This window comes from Flectobacillus sp. BAB-3569 (genome assembly GCF_002270355.1).
GTDB classification, from domain to species: domain Bacteria; phylum Bacteroidota; class Bacteroidia; order Cytophagales; family Spirosomataceae; genus Flectobacillus; species Flectobacillus roseus.
This window is the reverse complement of record NZ_NJFZ01000031.1, coordinates 19,143-36,792: the sequence shown is the minus strand read 5'-3', so window position 1 is coordinate 36,792 and position 17,650 is coordinate 19,143. Positions and strand designations below refer to the sequence as shown.

Genomic DNA, 17,650 nt, shown 5'->3' with positions numbered 1-17,650 from the left:
CCAGAACAGAATCTAACGATAACTGGACGTCAGCAAGATAAAGGTCAAGTTTATGAAGAAGTAAATGAGAGAGTCTTGACTTACTCGATTTTATGTCATTATTTTGTAGAAATGCTTTATGCATAGAAACCTCCTGTTTGTTTGTGTTTGTCGTAATTCACAAAGTAAACAAGGAGGTTTCGTTTTTAAAAGTCTTCACGAAAAATTCGGGATGACTCATGTTTCTCATAGCGGGCGACTTAAGTCGCCCGCTATGAGAAATTTGTCTGTTGGTGTTCTCTGATAGAGATATAGTTAGTTATCAGTTTAAGAGGAATCTATTATGTGATTGGAAACTTTTTAAGAAACATCATGTTTACATAATGTGCTCAGGTTTTAAAATAATCCCTTAAGAAATTGGAATGATTATACAAAAATATATCTGTCGTCTAATTACTGGACAAAAAGAGAAAAGGTATTTAGGCTTTTTTAATAAATGTTTAAAAACAGTTTAAAACTGTTAAAAAATGAGTCCAAGACTAAGTCTTGAACTAGTAACTTCAATTTTGTCCAGTAATCAGACTATTAACTAATAACGTTTTCCTATTTAAAATTTGTAATGTTAAAAATTGCCCATTCTCCTATTTATCAACTTCCTTTACCTGAAGGTCATCGCTTCCCGATGCTCAAATATGAGTTAATTCCAGAACAACTTTTATACGAAGGAACTTGCGTAGCCGAGAATTTTTTTGATCCCCAACCCGTCCAAGAAAATTTTATTCTGAAGGCTCATACACAAACCTATTGGGATTCACTAAGAAACTTGACGATTGACGCCAAAATGGTAAGAAGAATAGGGCTTCCATTGTCTGAGCAACTCATCTTACGAGAAACCATTATTACCCAAGGCACGATTGATTGTACGAGTTTTGCTTTTGAAAATGGTATTGCTATGAACGTAGCAGGAGGTACGCATCATGCTTATTCAGATAAAGGAGAGGGATTTTGTTTGCTCAACGATGTGGCGATAGCGAGCCATTTTTTGATCTCAGAAAGAAATATCTCGAAGATTTTAGTGATAGATTTGGATGTGCATCAAGGTAATGGAACCGCTGAAATATTTGCTAAAGAGCCTAAGGTTTTTACTTTTTCGATGCATGGAAAAGAAAACTATCCGTTGCACAAAGAAATCTCAGATTTGGATATTGAATTACCGACTTACACGACAGACGATACTTATTTAAACTTGTTGTACGACACATTGCCAAGATTGATTCAACAAGTGCAACCGCAGTTTTTATTTTTTATTTCTGGGGTGGATATTTTGGCTACTGACAAGCTCGGAAAGTTGTCGGTTAGCATGGAAGCTTGTAAACGTAGAGATGAGTTTGTATTTGAACAGGCGCAAAAAGCGGGATTGCCTATAGTTGTGTCGATGGGAGGAGGGTATTCTCCAAAAATCACAGATATTGTTGAAGCACATTGTAATACATTCAGATTGGCTCAAAAAATGTATTTTTAGAAAATATCAATATCTGGTGTCGTATGGGGTTTATGTATTTTCTTTTTCTCAAAAACTACCGTTTTCTTGGTTTTACACTCCATTTTTCCTGTTTGTACTTGTAAATTATACTCGAAAAATTCGATAGCACGCTGTACTTTTTTATGATTTAAAGTCAAAAAATAGGGCTGGCGACCATTTTTCTGTACTAATCGTACATCTAATTTATAAATAGTACCTTCAGGGAATTGAGAAATCACGTGGTTAGTACAACCTATGGTTAGATCCGCAGGAATCAGTTGACCGTCTATAGTTTTAAGACGGTAGCGATGTAATCTTCTATCAAAATATGCCTTGGCGAAAACATCCAAAAAGACCTTCTTTTCCAACCCCGGCATTTCTGAAACCAATGAAAGCTGCATAATTCGTAAAATCTAAATTTTTGACCTAACAGGCAAAGGTAAGATTTATTTTACAATTATTTAATAAAAACAGCTTAGAAAGCTATTATTGACAGTTTTTGGGCAGTAATATTTTGAGGGAGCAAAGAAAAACCTCCCGAAGGAGGTTCTGATTATTTTTTGCTGGTAAAGAAGGTAAGTGTACCCAAGAGGTAGTTCGGTAAGGTGCTAAAATGGTCAGTGCCTTGAACCGTAATGAGCGTTACATCTGTTGCGCCTTTGGCTTTCATGGCTGCGGCCGCTGTTTCTGAATTGAAATAAAACACATGTTGATCGGCTGTACCATGATACAATTGCGTTGAAGTTTTAGGTTTCCAATCAAAAATATCATTGTCTTTTACCCCAGTAATATATTGCGTGTCAGTGCCGTTGTTGATGCCATTTCTGAATGAATCAGCATAGGCCAAATTGATGCTTACAGGAATAGTTGCCTGTGGACCTTTGCTGGCTACTTCTGCTGCATACGGAGCATTAAAATAATAAGAAGCAGGGCGATTTAATCCGTAGATAGAATTATAGGCCATTGTTACCCAAATGTATAATGAATTGTACTGGGCGATACCATGCGTTTTTTGGTTAATGATATAATTCATGAAAGCAGTTTTGTTATAAGCACCCGCCCCGCATGATGACGCCACCAAATTGAATTCATTGGGATATTGCTCTTCCATCTTCTTTTGCAAAGCCATTGTGGCAAAACCACCTTCAGAATAGCCAGTAATCATTACTTTTTGACTCCATGCTGCTTTTTCTTGGGTAATTAGCTCTTTGGTTGCACGAAGCATATCCAAACTTGCTTGAGCTAGTGTTTCACGGTGCTCGTATGGGTGATCCAAACTAGCACTTGCTCCATAACCAATATAATCAGGACAAGCAATAATAAAACCATTAGAGGCAACTATCGATGCCAATTGATAGGCCTCACTAGCAGTTCCGTACAGTGAGGGAGCATCGTTTTTATCTGCAATAGTTCCGTGTTGCTGACTAATCAAAGGCACACTTTCTGTAGTTTTTGGAAAAATCACCAAGCCTGAAGCCTGAATAGCTTTACCATCTACTCCTTTGGTGTTATACACTACTTTGATAACCTTGATTGGGTTTTTGATGAGACCTTTCACTACACCGATTACCAAGGCATTGTCCGAACCTAGAGCCGCACCGTCTACACGTGCGCTTAGTTGTGCTGTGGTAAATTCACCAACCACCGAAGAGCTTACCAAATATTGGTTAGTTGGAGTTGGGTCATTTTGAGAACTACTACATCCCCAAAGTATACCGATACTAATAAGTAGTAGTAAAAGGTAATTTCTTGATTGAATAAAATTCTGTTTCATACGTTCCTAGAGAGAATTACAGACTGGGTTAAAACTTGACTACTTAATAAACTTTTAGAAAAACGAAAAATAAGGCAAAATATTGATTATTTAATAAGGAGATACGCCAACAGCAGTCCAGCCGCCGTCAACAACCAAACTTTGTCCAGTTATGTGTCTGGCTTGTGGGGAAAGTAAGAATATCATAGCCTCAGAAATATCCTGTACAGTGGCAGGTTTTCCCATGGGTGTAATGCGTGACCATGTCGATAAATAGTCCTTATCTTCAAGTGTTCTTTCGGTTAAGGTAGCCCCAGGAGCGACTGTATTGATATTGATACCAAGGGGAGATAAGTCAATAACAAGGTTTTTGGCTAACTGTTCAATAGCGGCTTTTGTCATGCCATATGCTGCCAAAAATGGGTGTGCCTGATGACCAGTAACCGAGGAGGTAAGAACAATACTTCCACCTGTTTGTTGCTCTTTCATCACCTTTGAAGCCTCTTGTACAAGAAAGAAGCTCCCAAATAGATTGACGTCCAACAATTGCCTCAATGATTCGGGTTGATAATCAAAGAAATCGCCGAAAGTAGTAATGCCTGCGTTAGCTACTACCAAATCTATTTTTCCAAAAGAATCAACAGCTTTCTGGACTAAACTTTTGATGATCTTCAAATCAGCACTATTACCTACAACAATTTCGCAACTACCACCATTGGCCAGAATATGATCCTTTGCCGATTGAGCTGAGGATTCATCCATATCATTGAGAACAATATTGGCTCCACGAATCGCTAATACGCGAGCCACTTCAAATCCAATACCGATACCAGCTCCCGTTATGATGGCTGTTTGTCCTTGAAAAGTTTTTGTCATAAGTTAGTAGGAAGAGGTTATGAGTTAATAGTATATCGGTTAATTCAAGATATTCATAATTAAAAGGTCATTTGCAAAATAAACTTTTAATTATGAGCTTTCGGCTTTCGGCCATGGGCATTCGGCAAAAATATATTTACTGTTAATAAAAGCAATTTGACATTCTTTGCCTTTTGCCTAAAAAACTAGATGTTAATTTTGAGCTTTCGGCACTAGGCATTCGGCAAAAATATATCTATTGTTAATAAAAACAATTTGACACTCTTTGCCTTATGCCTGTTGCCTTGTCCCTAAAAAACAAAACTTGAATCTAATTTTGCACTACTAGTTATTTCAAGTATTTATCAAACCACTTGATATATCGTTCGAAACGATCCACTTGGTAACTTGGTACAGAAATACCATGGAACTGACCTGGATATACAATTAATTCTGTCGGAATACCAATGGTTCTCAAGGCCTGATACATTTGCTCACTACCTACTGCGGGCACATTGTGGTCACTTTCGCCTACCATGAATTGTGTAGGAGTTTTGATTTTATCAGCTTTTAGGAATGGATATGAAAGCTTTACATATTTGTCAAAATTTTTCCAAGGAGAGCCAATTTCGTGTTCGTACTGCAAAATATATTGATCTACACCATACATTGATGAAATCATAGCAACACCAGCACCACTAGCCGCCGCCTTGAATCTGGTATCGGTAGCAATGGTATAGTCGGTCAAAATACCACCGTAACTCCATCCCCCAATTCCTAGTTTTTCTGGGTCAGCGATACCATTTTTACGGTGTAATCCACAGCACCAAGAATATCTAATACTTCTTTGTTGCCCCAGTCGCCACTAATTACTTTACAATACTCCAAACCACGACCGTTGCTACCACGATAGTTTACACCGACAACCGCATAACCCGCAGAAGCCAACATTTGTCTGCTCAAATCGAAACCAAATTCATCTTGAGCTACTGGACCACCGTGAATAAAGAAAATTGTAGGCAGTTTTTTCTTAGGATCTACGTTGGCAGGGCGGTACAAAATACTTGAAACCGTGGCACCATCTTTACTTTTAGAGGTAAAACCCTCTACGGTTGCTAAACTGATTTGTTTGAAAAATGCTTCATGATGATTGGTCAAGGCTCTTCTTTGTCCATTCTCAATCGCATATATCTCTGCAGGAAGTTCGGGCGTAGTCACCAATGAAAGCCAGTTTCCGTTAGGATGAGATTCCAATGATGAATAGATGCCTTTATCCTCCGAAGTTTTCTTCATATTACCTGTTAAAGAGAAACTGGCTAAATAACGATAACGGTCATCCACTACCAAAGCATAGATAGATTGTCCATCTTTAGCCCATCTAGGTGTATTAACAGGTCTATCAAGGTTTTTGCTTAACAAAGTTGGCTCACCACCATTCGCATTGATAGTACATAACACCGAGTGGTCATACATAATATAGTCCTCAGATGCTGTACTACGCAGATAAGCAATCGTTTTCCCGTCTGGACTCCAAACAGGTGCGTTATCACTACCTGTCCAAGTGGTTAATTGTTTTGCTTCGCTTTTGGCTTTTGTTTCTACGACAAAAATATCCGTATTTTCATTGCGGTCGGGGTCAGCAGTTCTGTTACTTACAAAAGCAATTTTAGAACCATCAGGCGACCATGTAATCGAACTTATCTCATAATTTCCTCTTGTCAAGGTATCAATCTTTTTTGAAGCTACATCAAATAGGAAAATATTGGAGAATGTTCTTTCACGGTAGCCTTCAACGTCTTTTTTAAACAAAAAGCGGTCAATAACGATAGGCTTTGGCGTTTTTGGTTTTGAGGTATCAGCTTTACTTTCTAATACCAAAGCAATTTTTTTACCATCAGGACTCCAAGCGTATTCTTGTAAATCGCCTCCTTTGAGATTAGTGAGTTGTTTGCCTTCACCTCCACGACGGTCTAACAACCAGATTTGACTACCATTTGAGCTATTTCTCGATGATACAAAAGAAATGTATTTGTTGTCGGGGCTCCACTTGGCTTGGGATTCGCCATCAGGAGAGTTGGTTAGCTGAATAGATTCTTTTCCATCCCAGCTTACCATCCATACATCGGAGCTTCTTTTGTTCTTAACTGAATCGACAGAGGTTAATGTATAAGATACCCAAGCTCCATCTGGAGAGATTTTGGCATCAGAAACCGATTTGATTTGATAGACATCCTTCGGTTTTAAGTTACGTTTAGCCGCATTTTGTGAGTACCCAACACTAGGAAGAATACCCAGTAAGAGTGCATAAAAGGAAAGTTTTCTCATAAAAATTGTTTAGTTGTTGAATTATAAAAAATGAAAATAAGTGGTAATAAATAAAGGAGAGTGATGAGTTAAGTATTAGTACTGAATTATGAGTTTCGAATATAAGAATTTAATTATCAATACTTTATGTTATGGTTAGCCTTGCCAATTGCACAAAATAGAGTTCTTTTCAGTAAACACTCTTTTTATCAGCTCCTACGGAGCTTTTATCAAGGAAACGAGATAATTTAATAAACGTTGAATGTAAAGTATTAATAGTTAAAATTACACTTCGTAACTAGGACTGTACGAAGGATTTCAAACTTTTGCAGATTTGAGATTTATGATTTCGGAAATAAAGAAAAAGACTTTTATTTTTTTCAAAATATAGCAATTTACACTTCCGAAATCCAATATCCGATATCCGAAATGGATGGCTCTTATACTTTACTAATTCATCACCCCAAACTCATCACTCAAAACTCGCTAGAGTCCTTTGGCTAAAAATCCTCCATCTACGGCCAAATTCTGTCCTGTGATATAGGACGAGACAGGCATCGCAAAAAAGGCAATCGCTGAAGCGACTTCTTCAGGTTCTGCCACACGATTGAGTGGTGTTCTATCCAAGATTTTTTTGAGTCTGTCAGGTTGAGAAAGTACTGGGACAGTCAATGGGGTTTTGGTGTACCAAGGCGATACCGCGTTGACACGGATGCCATATTTTGCCCATTCTACTGCCAAATTTCTGGTAAACTGCAGTTCTGCCGCCTTTGTCATGCCATATGGAGTACCTGAGGCAACATCCACCGAAGCCGCTACTGAGCTTACATTGATGACACTCGCATCTTGACCTTTTTCCAAAAACTCAAAACATAGTCGCGTCATAGCGATGGCGCTAAAAAGATTGGTTTCGAATACCTTTTGGATTTCTTCGGGCTCATATTCAGTAAATTCTTTTCGAATATTAGTACCCACATTATTTACGAGAATATCCAGTGAGCCCCATTCTTTTAAGATAGGGAAAATATACATTTCACGGTCTTCAGATTGGGTTACATCCGCTGCGATTCCTTGTGCCTCAAAACCTAAAATGTTCCATTCTTTGATACATTCTTGGATTTCATCGCCATTTCTTGCAATGATGAGAACCTGTGCGCCAAGTTTCAAAAACTCAGTGGCGGTGGCTTTTCCTATGCCTTTTGTACCTCCTGTGATAAGGGCTTTTTTACCCTGCAAATTCCAGTTTGTCATAATATGAAATATCGAATCTTGTGAGTTGGCGTTTATCAAATGCCAATTCTTCCCATTTGATTTTGAAAATTACTTTAATTATGGTGTTAAAAGATAACTAAGGTTTAATATTTCGACGAAATAAAGCTAAAACTAGTTCAGATAACCCTTATTTTTAGCTATATTTGTTTACGAGCTAAGCCCTCAATATTACTTCTTTTAGGTAGAAGAACCCTATAAACCTATCACAATTTCACCACAAATTAAGATAGGTCATTCATCAACACGTCTAATACACAACTAATTCATGAAATTATCAGCGGGAGCAGAGTTTATTTACCAAATTAAAGAGCCCACACCTGTCGTTACAATGTTGCGTCCTAGGAGTACTGAGGGACAATTTATACAGGAGGATAGGCTAATTCTGAGCCCATATACTCCAATTATAGAGTACATTGATTGCTTTGGAAATGTATGTCAACGTATGTTACTACCCGTTGGAAATGTGACTATTCGTTCGGAGGTAGTGGCAGAGGTTGCGGACAATGTAGATGTGAATACTCAAGCAGCTTATGTATTGATTGAAAACCTTCCAAGTGATACTTTACAGTTTTTGTTCCCGAGCAGATATTGTCAATCAGATAGCCCCGTAATTGGCAGATTGGCCGTTGAAATTACCAAGAAAATTTGGTCTGGATATGAACAAGTAACTGCCATTAGTGAATGGATTCATCAGAATATTGCCTATGAATATGGTGTAACCGAGTCAAGTACAACTGCCTTAGATATTTTGGATTTGAAAAAAGGCGTATGTCGTGATTTTACGCATTTAGCGATTTCTCTGTGTCGAAGCATCAATATTCCTTCAAGAATGGTAGTTGGCTATGTGAAGGAATTAAAGTATATCGATTTGCACGCTTGGTTCGAGGTGTATTTGGGGGGTAAATGGTATGCATTTGATGCAGTTCAGGATTGTACTACTGGTGGAAGGATTGTGATTGCCTACGGAAGAGATGCCACAGATGTTGCCCTAATTACGCAATTTGGTAGTTCTGAATTACTCAATATGAAAGTTTGGGTAGAACAAGTTGAGTGAATTGTGAGTGAGCGATTTAGTGATTGTTTTAAAATTTGTATTCAAGCAGTAGAAACGCAATGATTACGTCTTAAGCCTACGCATATCTATCACGGTATTATCAAAAAAAGCGGTCAGAAATTGTTTTCCAACCGCTTTTTTGATGAAAACATGATGAGTAATCCGAATCTTAAAATATGTGATTATGCAGGTATGATACTATTTTTCAAATGATACTTTTTAAGACGCAATCATTGCGTCTCTACTAATAAAATTTTCAAAGGAAAAACACTAAATTACAATTCACAACTCGTAATTCAGAATTCATACTTACCTACAATAGATGCGGTCTTTCCTTTTCAATTTTTAAAATCAATTCACCAAAAAGGGTATTTGCCCAAGCAAACCATTTTCTCGTAAATTTCGACGAATCGTCTTTGTCGAAAGACTCGTGCATGAAACCAGTGCCTGCGTGCGTATTTTTAATCATTTTCAATTGAGCTGCAATTTCTTGGTCGTTGGTTGATGTCATTGCACGCATAACCAAACCAATATGCCAAATATTGTCTACCAATGTATGCGGACTACCAATTCCTTCGGCTGCTTTTCCTTTAAAGTAATAAGGATTGAAAGAACTTAAAACGAATTTTCTGGTATTTTGATAAATAGGGTCATTCACGTTCACTGCTCCCAAGTAAGGCAAGCCCAACAAATTTGGAACATTGGCATCATCTTGTAACAAATGGTTACCAAAACCGTCTACCTCTAAAGCATACATTTTACCAAATGTAGGATGATTATATATAGCGTTTTCTTGAATTGCTTTTTTGACTTCTGCGGATAATGCTTTACACTCTTGGGCAAAGGCTGCATCTTTCAGGATGGTTTCAGCAATTTCTCCCAACTGTTTGAAAGATACTACTGCAAAAAGGTTGGCAGGAATATAAAATGGGAAAATGGTAGCATCATCGGATGGACGGAAAATGCTATGAATCATACCAATAGGCTTTGTTGGATTGCCATAGCCGTTGCCAGGCACCGTATCAGTCGACCAGAAGGTATTACGTCCAAATTTGTAGCTTCCTCTGCTATTTTTACGTTGTTGTTCTTTACAAATTCTCAAAACGCCTTTCATCGCTTTTGACCAATCAGCATCAAAAACAGAGGTGTCGCCCGTGGTTTTCCAATAATGATATGCCAAACGGATGGTGTAACAAACAGAATCTAATTCCCACTTACGCTCATGGAGTTCAGGTTTCATATCTGTTAAATCTTTAGTCCACTCGCTATTGCCTTTTTCAGCATAGAATGCGTTGGCATAAGGGTCAATCAAAAGGCATTTTGCTTGACGACGTACGACGCCTTCCAACAATTTGCGAATATCTTCATTCTTTTTGGCAAGAGGTAAATAAGGCCAAACTTGCGCTGTACTGTCGCGTAGCCACATGGCATCAATATCGCCAGTGATTACGAAGGTGTCTGGTTTACCGTTTTCAACTTTGTAATGAACAGTTGTATCCAAAGTATTGGGAAAACAGTTTTCAAATAACCATGCTAATTCTGGGTCTTTGATTTTTGATTTTAAGCGTGAGATAGTTTCTTCTACCGCTGGACTTGAAAAGTTTCTTTTGTCGGCGCTAACACGTACGCTTGGGAAGTCTGTTGCACCGTAAGAGGTGTTTGAATAAAAAGCCAGTCCGAGACCTGCCAATGAGCTGTTTTTGATAAAATGACGTCTGTTCATTTTTAAATAGTTTTTAAAAGGGGCTTAAAGGAAGGACAAAAGCCATTCCCTCGGTTTTACAGAAAATGAGTGATTTTGTAACAAAAATTAAAGCGACAAAGTTGTCGAAAAAATCATTTTATGGAAAGATATTACCAGAATAAGTTTTAGGAATGTCGGAAGAATAAATAACTCCCATGCATCATGTTTTACTAAAAATTAAGGTATAATCCTTATTTCAGAAATTAGAAATCTCAAATAGGTAACGGGTATCTTATCGTAACCACTTACTCAATTACTCTTATTTGACAAAATCTGAGGTTACTTTGACCGTTTTAAAATTAGATAATTGATTTTTTAATTTCTGAATTATAATCCTTATGAAAACAATATTGAGCCTATTTGTAATTTTTTCAATGGCCTTTTTAGCCAGTTGTGTAACGCCCACCCGAACGGTGGTTGTTGATAGACGTCCACGAAGAACGGTAGTAGTTCAACAGCCAAGGGAGGTTATTGTTGTAGAAAAACCTGGACGAGGACGTGGCCGTGGAAGAGGTAGAGGACATTGGCATTAATGGCTTTTAACCCTAATTGAGTGAATTGAGATTTAGTGATTATTTAAAAATAGATTCTAGAATAATCACTAAATCACTCAAACACACATTCACTCAAAAATAAATCAGTGCGAATCACGGGCAACTTCACTGCCAGATTTCCCTTTCAAAAAGCTCATGTCTGCTCCCAAATGTGCTTGCTCGACGTTATTGATGTATAAGTTTACATATCCGCGATTGATGTTTAGATTGGGTGCCACCCAATTTTTCCGTCGATTGTCAAGCTCTTCCTCAGAAACTTCTAAGGTAATACTACGATTGTCTACATCTAAGGATATCCAGTCACCATTTTGAACCAGCGCAATAGTACCGCCATCCGCAGCCTCGGGCGATACATGAAGGACAACCGTGCCAAAACCCGTGCCACTCATTCTGCCATCCGAAATACGAACCATATCTTTAATACCCTTTTCTAATATCTTTTTGGGCAAACTCATGTTGCCTACTTCCGCCATGCCGGGATAGCCTTTGGGACCTACATTCTTGAGAACCATCACCGAGTTTTCATCAATCTCCAAATCAGGATGATCAATTTTGGCATGATAGTCTTCTATATTTTCAAAAACTACCGCTCTCCCTCGATGTTTCATCAAAGTAGGAGTTGCGGCAGATGGTTTGATGACAGCGCCGTTGGGTGCCAAATTTCCTTTGACAACGGCAATTCCAGAATTGGGCTTAAAAGGGTTTTCTAAAGAACTTATAATTTCTGAATTGTAAATTTCAGCCTGTTTAACATTCTCGGCAACAGTCTTTCCATTTACGGTAATCGTATTTTGGTGTAAATGCTCCAGCATTTGTTTCATGACAGCAGGCAAGCCTCCAGCATAATACAAATCTTCCATAAAATGCTCCCCAGAAGGTTGAAGGTTTGCCAATAGTGGAATATCCTGAGAAAGTTTATCAAAATCATCAATAGTTAAATCGACGCCAATACGACCTGCAATAGCCAAAAGGTGAATCACAAAATTGGTAGAGCCACCAATTGCTGCATTGACTTTGATGGCATTTTCAAATGCCTCTCTGGTCAGTATTTTACTTAAGGTCAAATTTTCCTGCACCATTTCGACAATACGTCTGCCCGAAAGTTGAGAAATTACTTTTCTTCTCGCATCTGCCGCTGGAATAGCCGCATTGTTGGGCAAGGATAAACCTAAAGCTTCGACCATAGTCGCCATCGTGGAGGCTGTTCCCATCACAGCGCAGTGACCTTGTGTACGAGCCATGCAGGCTTCTGCTTCCACAAATTCTTCTTGGGATAATTCTCCTAGTTTGTATGCCTCCGCAAATCGCCAAACGTCTGAAGTTCCTATGTCTTTGCCTTTCCATTTTCCTTTCATCATCGGACCTCCCGAAATGACTAGGGTAGGCAAGTCTACGCTACAAGCTCCCATAACCAGCGAAGGGGTGGTTTTGTCGCAACCGCAAAGCAATACGACGCCATCGATTGGGTTGGCTCTGATAGATTCCTCGACATCCATACTTGCCAAATTGCGATAGAGCATGGCGGTAGGTTTGATGAGCGTTTCGCCAAGAGACATCACTGGAAATTCGACAGGGAAGCCACCTGCTTCAAGAACGCCTTTTTTGACGGCTTCGGCAAGGTCACGGAAATGGGCATTGCAAGGAGTGAGCTCTGACCAAGTATTACAGATACCAATGACAGGTTTTCCTTCAAAAAAATCGGAAGGTATCCCTTGGTTTTTCATCCAAGCTCGGTAGATAAATCCGTCTTTGCCTGATTTTCCAAACCAGTTTTGAGAACGAAGTTGATTTTTTTCATGTTAAAAGGTTTTGTTTAGGCACAAGGCAACCGCCAAAAGGCAAAGAGTGTTAATTTATTACAGCAAAAAATAGATTTTTCTAATTCAAGACTTAGTCCTAGATTCATTTTTTGCCTGTTTAAAATTGTTTTTACAAAATTCGGTGAAAAAGTCGATACATCTGAATAACACTTTCTTGTTTTGTTCAGTAATCAGGATTTTTAAATTGGTCTTTAGTAACATTAGATATATTTTTTACCGAATGCCCCTAGCTGAAAGCCGAAATCTCAAAAATTAAATTTTATATTGCATACTAACTTACTTACCTTTTTCAACCCCCAATGTACAAAACATTTGAAACAGAACGGTTAATCTTAAAACCGACAGACCTTGAAGATGCCGAATTTATTTTGGCTTTGTTAAATACTCCTAAATGGCTACAATTTATTGGCGATAGAAATGTCCAAAATAGGGAGGATGCCCTACACTATATTAAGACTCGAATTTTGTATCAATACGAGCGACTCGGCTATGGTAATTATACCGTGATTCGTAAGGAAGATGGTGTAAAAATAGGAAGTTGTGGCTTGTATGACCGCGAAGGCTTGGAGGGTATCGACATCGGCTTTGCATTTTTTCCTGAATATGAAGGAAAAGGCTACGGTTTTGAGGCCGCTTCAAGGATATTGAAGGCCGCCATTGAAGATTTTTCTCTTAAAAAAATCAAAGCTATTACTAATTTGGAAAACTATGCTTCACAAAAATTATTGGAAAAAATAGGTCTTGTTAAGGTAGATAAAATTAAAATGCACAACGATGAGTTATTTCTTTTTGAACTGAGTGTCTGACGATTTTTCATTTTCTATAAAACTGTCTCTCTTTCTTATGAAACCTATAATACTCCTAATTACCTTCATCTCATGCTTTTCGTTAAAAGCACAAACTATCCATTATTTCGATTCCTTTGATCATCAACGAATTGCCTATGAAGATACTGGTCGAGGCAATCCCGTGCTTTTATTACATGGATTTATCAATACAGGTGCTAATTGGCGTCGAACACAATTATATAAAGATTTGATTGCTAAGGGCTACCGTGTGATTGTGCCAGATATGCGAGGTAATGGAAAATCTGACAAGCCTCATGAGGAAAAGTTTTATCAAAATAATGCCGAAACCAAAGATATGATGGCATTGATAAAATCGTTGCAAATCAAAGATTATACAGTGGTAGGCTATTCAAGAGGGGCAATTATCGCCGCTAAACTATTGAGCTTGGATAAACAAGTCAAAAAAGTAGTGCTGGGAGGAATAGGTCAGCATTTTACCAATCCAGATTGGGATAGAAGAAAAATGTTTGAGGAGGCTTTTCTAGGGAAAGCGTATTTATATCCTGATGCGCAAGGTGCTGTAAAGTATGCCAAATCAATTGGGGCGGATACCTTGGTGTTAGGTTATTTACAACGTTATCAACCCTCGACTTCGCCCAAAGCACTGGCAAATTTTAAAGGTAAAGCAATGGTTATTAACGGTGATGCCGATTTGGATAATGGCGATCCGAAAGTTCTTCAGGGATTTTTCAAAAATGCAAAATTGTCCATTGTGAAAGGAGACCATAACGGAACTTACCGAACCGTAGAGTTTTCAAATGAGATCCTTAAGTTCTTGGAGGAATAGAAGTTGATGCTATAAAGTTTCAGTATGAAGATACCAGCGTTGTTTCTTCATACTGAGATAGTTATTCAATGCCTATTTTTTCATATCGTTGTTTATAATCCGTTGGTGACAGCCCTGTAATCTTTTTGAAAACATCTCTAAATGCCTTGGTATCACTGTAGCCAACATCAAACATCACCTCTGTGATTGTTTTTTGACCATTTTCTAAGGCTTTTTTTGCTGCTTCTATTCTTACCCTCTGAACATATTCGATTACTGAATTATTGGTGGCTTTTTTAAATCTCCTTTCAAAAGTCCGTCGACCGAGGTTGTGTTGTGCCGCTAATTCTTCAATCGTAATTCTTTTTTCGAAATGCTCCTCAATAAATTCTTGTACTGACTTTATGACGGTATCGTCGTGCATTTTTTGTCCATGAAAAATGCTGAAAGAGGACTGACTTTTACGATTGATATCCAAGACAAAAAATTTAGACGCCAACACTGCTAATTCTCGACTGCTATACTTTTCGACTAAATGCAATAAAAGGTTCCAATACGAGTTGGCGCCCCCGCTCGAATAAAGACCGTTTTGTTCTGTAATTATTCGATTGTCCATCAAGGTTACCTCAGGAAACATGGTTCTGAAATCGTTAGCAAATAGCCAATGCGTTGAACAAGATTTGCCATTGAGAAGTCCTGTTGATGCCAATAAAAATGCTCCCAAACACAAACTTGCCACCTCGGTACCTTCCTGATAGTTTTGACGAATCCAAGGTAAAAAGGATTGATTAAGAGAAATAGCATCCTGCAAGTTTCCACTCAATGCTGGAATGATAATTAAGTCAGGTTTTTGGGCATCTTCGATTACTACATCGGTATGTATAGAAAACACGCCATTGGCGACTCTCACTTCTTTGCTTTGTCCGACTAACTGCACCTCAAACAAGGGTGGCTGACCTGCCTGAGAAAGAAATTGATTAACAGCAAGTAGAATATAGCGAGGGTCGGCAACTGCTTCTATTACAGCAGTTTCTGGTACAAGAATGGCTACTTTTTTCATGATGTTTAGGTTTAAAGTAAGGTTTTTGTTTACTTACAAATGTAAAAATTAATGTTGTCGTAAACAACCTTTTTTTGTCGTATTTACTATATGTGGCTAAATTTTGTAGTCGCTAATTTTGTCAAAAAAGAAAAGAAATTTAAGTTTTCTGATAAAACATATTCAAAAACAAAAATCGTATGGCTTCTAAAATCTTTTTAAATCTACCAGTAAAAAATCTCCAAAAATCAATTGAGTTTTTTACTCAAATCGGATACACATTTAACCCTCAGTTTACTGACGATCAGGCTACTTGCATGATTATTTCTGAAAATATTTTTGTAATGTTGTTGGAAGAAGCTAGATTTCAGACTTTTACACCAAAGCAGATTCCTAATGCACACGAAACTTCTCAGATTCTGATTGCGCTCGATACAGAAAGCAGAGAAGAGGTTGATACTATTTTGGAAAAAGCCTTGTCCGCAGGAGGAACAGAAGCTCGACCAGCACAAGATTACGGCTTTATGTACGGTCGCGCCTATAATGACCTCGATGGGCATATTTGGGAAATTGGCTGGATGGATATGGAGGAGTTTTTAGCAATGAAACAGTAATTGATAGGGGATAGGCAAAAAGGGGATAGTGATTTTTGGAGGGCAACTCTTTTCAAACTATTTCAGATTTGGGATTGCTGATTTCGGAAATATTGAAGATTACCTTTATTATACAGAATTGGGTTAAAGAAAGTAGGTTATACTTCCGCAATCCAATATCCGATATAGATTTTTAATTCCTCGTACACTACTAACTCGCAATACCGCACAAACACTTAATTTCTCTTTATTTAACATGAAAAAAGACAAAATTATTTTCTGGGTTACCACTACCTTAATTTTTCTATTTGAAGGAGTTATGCCAGCGCTAACTTCTCAAACCGAATTGGCGAAGGAAGGAATCAAACGTTTGGGCTATCCTGAGTATTTTGGAAATGCCTTAGTCGTATTCAAAGTTTTAGGAACTTTGGCACTGATTATTCCACAAGTCCCCAAGCGATTAAAAGAATGGGCTTATGCAGGTTTTGTTTTTGACTTCCTTTTTGCCAGTATTAGTCATGCCGCTGTGGATGGCATAGGCGGTGAAGCGTTTTTTCCTTTGATCGTTCTAGCTATTTTGTTGGTTTCTTATTTTTACTACCACAAACTGGAGGATGGAAAAGCATAGGTTTTTGAGTGTCGACGAATATGAGTCTCAGTTTCCTGAGGAGGTTCAAGTAATCGTAGGTCAAATTCGAGATTTAATCAAAGAAACTGCCCCAGAGGCTCAAGAATGCATTAGCTACAATATGCCCGCATACAAGTACAAAGGCGTATTGGTCTATTTTGCCGCCTATAAAAATCATATAGGATTTTATCCGACGGGCTCAGGAATAAAACATTTTGAATCAGAGTTAGGGCCTTATAAATGGGCTAAGGGTTCCATACAATTTCCTTTAAATCAGGAGATTCCTTTTGATTTGATTCAAAAAATGGTAACTTACAGACTAGAGGAAAATAGGAGTAAATAAAACACAAACCCTTGTCAATACGCTAAGTATAGCAAGGGTTTTCTTTTAAAGACAATATTCTAAAATGACCATTCCTCTGAACGCTGGTTTCATCAACTCAAAATCTTCTAAAACAAGTGTGCCAATTTGTTGGAAACCGATTTTATGATAAAAGCCAATGGCATCTACACTACTATCCATTGCTTTCAGAATGACACTTTCTTTCCCTCGTTGTTGAGCTAACTCAAATGCAAATTCTATCAATTTACGACCTAGTCCAAGTCCTTTGTGTGATTGATGAAAATAGATTCTTTCTACCTCCAGAGCGCTATTTTTTTCTGAATAATCATAGTTTACCTTCAAATACCCCACAGGTGTGGTGTCCACCAAAAGAAGAAAATAATCTGAATTGGGATACGCTATTTCGGATAATATAACCTGCTCGGCATAGGATTTCTCAAGATACCATTCTTTTCCTCCCTCAAGCCATAAATGAAGATAATGTTCAACGTAAATACTTTTGCAAAGTGATGAGAGGCATGCGCTGTCCTCCAAATTTGCTTTTCTAATTTGGTAATTCATAAATCTTGATGAAGT

The 17,650-nt window shown here is 38.0% G+C and carries 15 protein-coding genes and 2 pseudogenes; 8 read left to right on the top strand and 9 right to left on the bottom strand.

Annotated features, from left to right (window positions below):
• Positions 1-598 precede the first annotated feature (598 nt).
• Complete coding sequence (locus BWI92_RS22890) at positions 599-1,501, top strand: histone deacetylase (RefSeq protein ID WP_095167184.1); 903 nt, start codon at positions 599-601, stop codon at positions 1,499-1,501.
• On the opposite strand, the gene BWI92_RS22885 is transcribed toward BWI92_RS22890, so the two are convergent.
• From BWI92_RS22885 to BWI92_RS22865, 5 genes and pseudogenes are all read right to left on the bottom strand, one after another.
• Positions 1,498-1,902, bottom strand: a complete 405-nt coding sequence (locus BWI92_RS22885) for a hypothetical protein (RefSeq protein ID WP_176464512.1) — start codon at positions 1,900-1,902, stop codon at positions 1,498-1,500. The genes BWI92_RS22890 and BWI92_RS22885 overlap by 4 nt on opposite strands.
• 152 nt (positions 1,903-2,054) lie before the next feature.
• Entirely contained in the window at positions 2,055-3,275 is a 1,221-nt protein-coding gene (locus BWI92_RS22880) for a prolyl oligopeptidase family serine peptidase (RefSeq protein ID WP_095167182.1), read from the bottom strand.
• 90 nt (positions 3,276-3,365) lie between these two features.
• Entirely contained in the window at positions 3,366-4,130 is a 765-nt protein-coding gene (locus BWI92_RS22875) for an SDR family NAD(P)-dependent oxidoreductase (RefSeq protein ID WP_095167180.1), read from the bottom strand.
• Positions 4,131-4,458: 328 nt separating this feature from the next.
• A pseudogene (locus tag BWI92_RS22870) lies at positions 4,459-6,224 on the bottom strand (prolyl oligopeptidase family serine peptidase).
• A gap of 675 nt (positions 6,225-6,899) precedes the next feature.
• Positions 6,900-7,664: an SDR family oxidoreductase gene (locus BWI92_RS22865; RefSeq protein WP_095167178.1), complete on the bottom strand. Its 765-nt coding sequence runs from the start codon at positions 7,662-7,664 to the stop codon at positions 6,900-6,902.
• 286 nt (positions 7,665-7,950) lie between these two features.
• Between BWI92_RS22865 and BWI92_RS22860 the strand changes: the two genes are divergently transcribed.
• Entirely contained in the window at positions 7,951-8,739 is a 789-nt protein-coding gene (locus BWI92_RS22860) for a transglutaminase family protein (protein WP_095167176.1), read from the top strand.
• 313 nt (positions 8,740-9,052) lie between these two features.
• On the opposite strand, the gene BWI92_RS22855 is transcribed toward BWI92_RS22860, so the two are convergent.
• The gene (locus tag BWI92_RS22855; protein ID WP_095167174.1) at positions 9,053-10,462 is read right to left on the bottom strand and encodes a glycoside hydrolase family 125 protein; all 1,410 of its coding nucleotides are present in this window, start codon (positions 10,460-10,462) and stop codon (positions 9,053-9,055) included.
• Between the two features lie 359 nt (positions 10,463-10,821).
• Between BWI92_RS22855 and BWI92_RS27075 the strand changes: the two genes are divergently transcribed.
• Positions 10,822-11,016, top strand: coding sequence for a hypothetical protein (locus tag BWI92_RS27075; RefSeq protein ID WP_141234890.1), 195 nt, complete (start codon positions 10,822-10,824; stop codon positions 11,014-11,016).
• A 104-nt stretch (positions 11,017-11,120) separates the two neighbouring features.
• Here BWI92_RS27075 and BWI92_RS22850 read toward each other — a convergent pair.
• Positions 11,121-12,821, bottom strand: a pseudogene (locus BWI92_RS22850) (IlvD/Edd family dehydratase); the annotation flags it as partial.
• Between the two features lie 335 nt (positions 12,822-13,156).
• On the opposite strand from BWI92_RS22850, the gene BWI92_RS22845 reads away from it, so the two are divergent.
• Together BWI92_RS22845 and BWI92_RS22840 are read left to right on the top strand one after the other, a co-directional pair.
• Entirely contained in the window at positions 13,157-13,663 is a 507-nt protein-coding gene (locus tag BWI92_RS22845) for a GNAT family N-acetyltransferase (RefSeq protein ID WP_095167172.1), read from the top strand.
• 37 nt (positions 13,664-13,700) lie between these two features.
• On the top strand, positions 13,701-14,492 hold the full coding sequence (locus tag BWI92_RS22840) for an alpha/beta fold hydrolase (RefSeq protein ID WP_095167170.1): 792 nt from the start codon (positions 13,701-13,703) through the stop codon (positions 14,490-14,492).
• A 61-nt stretch (positions 14,493-14,553) separates the two neighbouring features.
• Here BWI92_RS22840 and BWI92_RS22835 read toward each other — a convergent pair whose 3' ends face one another.
• Positions 14,554-15,531, bottom strand: a complete 978-nt coding sequence (locus tag BWI92_RS22835) for a GlxA family transcriptional regulator (RefSeq protein WP_095167168.1) — start codon at positions 15,529-15,531, stop codon at positions 14,554-14,556.
• Positions 15,532-15,710: 179 nt separating this feature from the next.
• Between BWI92_RS22835 and BWI92_RS22830 the strand changes: the two genes are divergently transcribed.
• The 3 genes from BWI92_RS22830 (at position 15,711) to BWI92_RS22820 (ending at position 17,074) form a co-directional block, all read left to right on the top strand.
• The gene (locus tag BWI92_RS22830; RefSeq protein WP_095167166.1) at positions 15,711-16,124 is read left to right on the top strand and encodes a VOC family protein; all 414 of its coding nucleotides are present in this window, start codon (positions 15,711-15,713) and stop codon (positions 16,122-16,124) included.
• Positions 16,125-16,359: 235 nt separating this feature from the next.
• Complete coding sequence (locus tag BWI92_RS22825; RefSeq protein WP_095167164.1) at positions 16,360-16,731, top strand: DoxX family protein; 372 nt, start codon at positions 16,360-16,362, stop codon at positions 16,729-16,731.
• Complete coding sequence (locus BWI92_RS22820; RefSeq protein WP_095167162.1) at positions 16,718-17,074, top strand: iron chaperone; 357 nt, start codon at positions 16,718-16,720, stop codon at positions 17,072-17,074. Before BWI92_RS22825 ends, BWI92_RS22820 begins: the two co-directional genes overlap by 14 nt.
• Before the next feature lie 45 nt (positions 17,075-17,119).
• On the opposite strand, the gene BWI92_RS22815 is transcribed toward BWI92_RS22820, so the two are convergent.
• Positions 17,120-17,635, bottom strand: a complete 516-nt coding sequence (locus tag BWI92_RS22815) for a GNAT family N-acetyltransferase (RefSeq protein WP_095167144.1) — start codon at positions 17,633-17,635, stop codon at positions 17,120-17,122.
• Positions 17,636-17,650 lie beyond the last annotated feature (15 nt).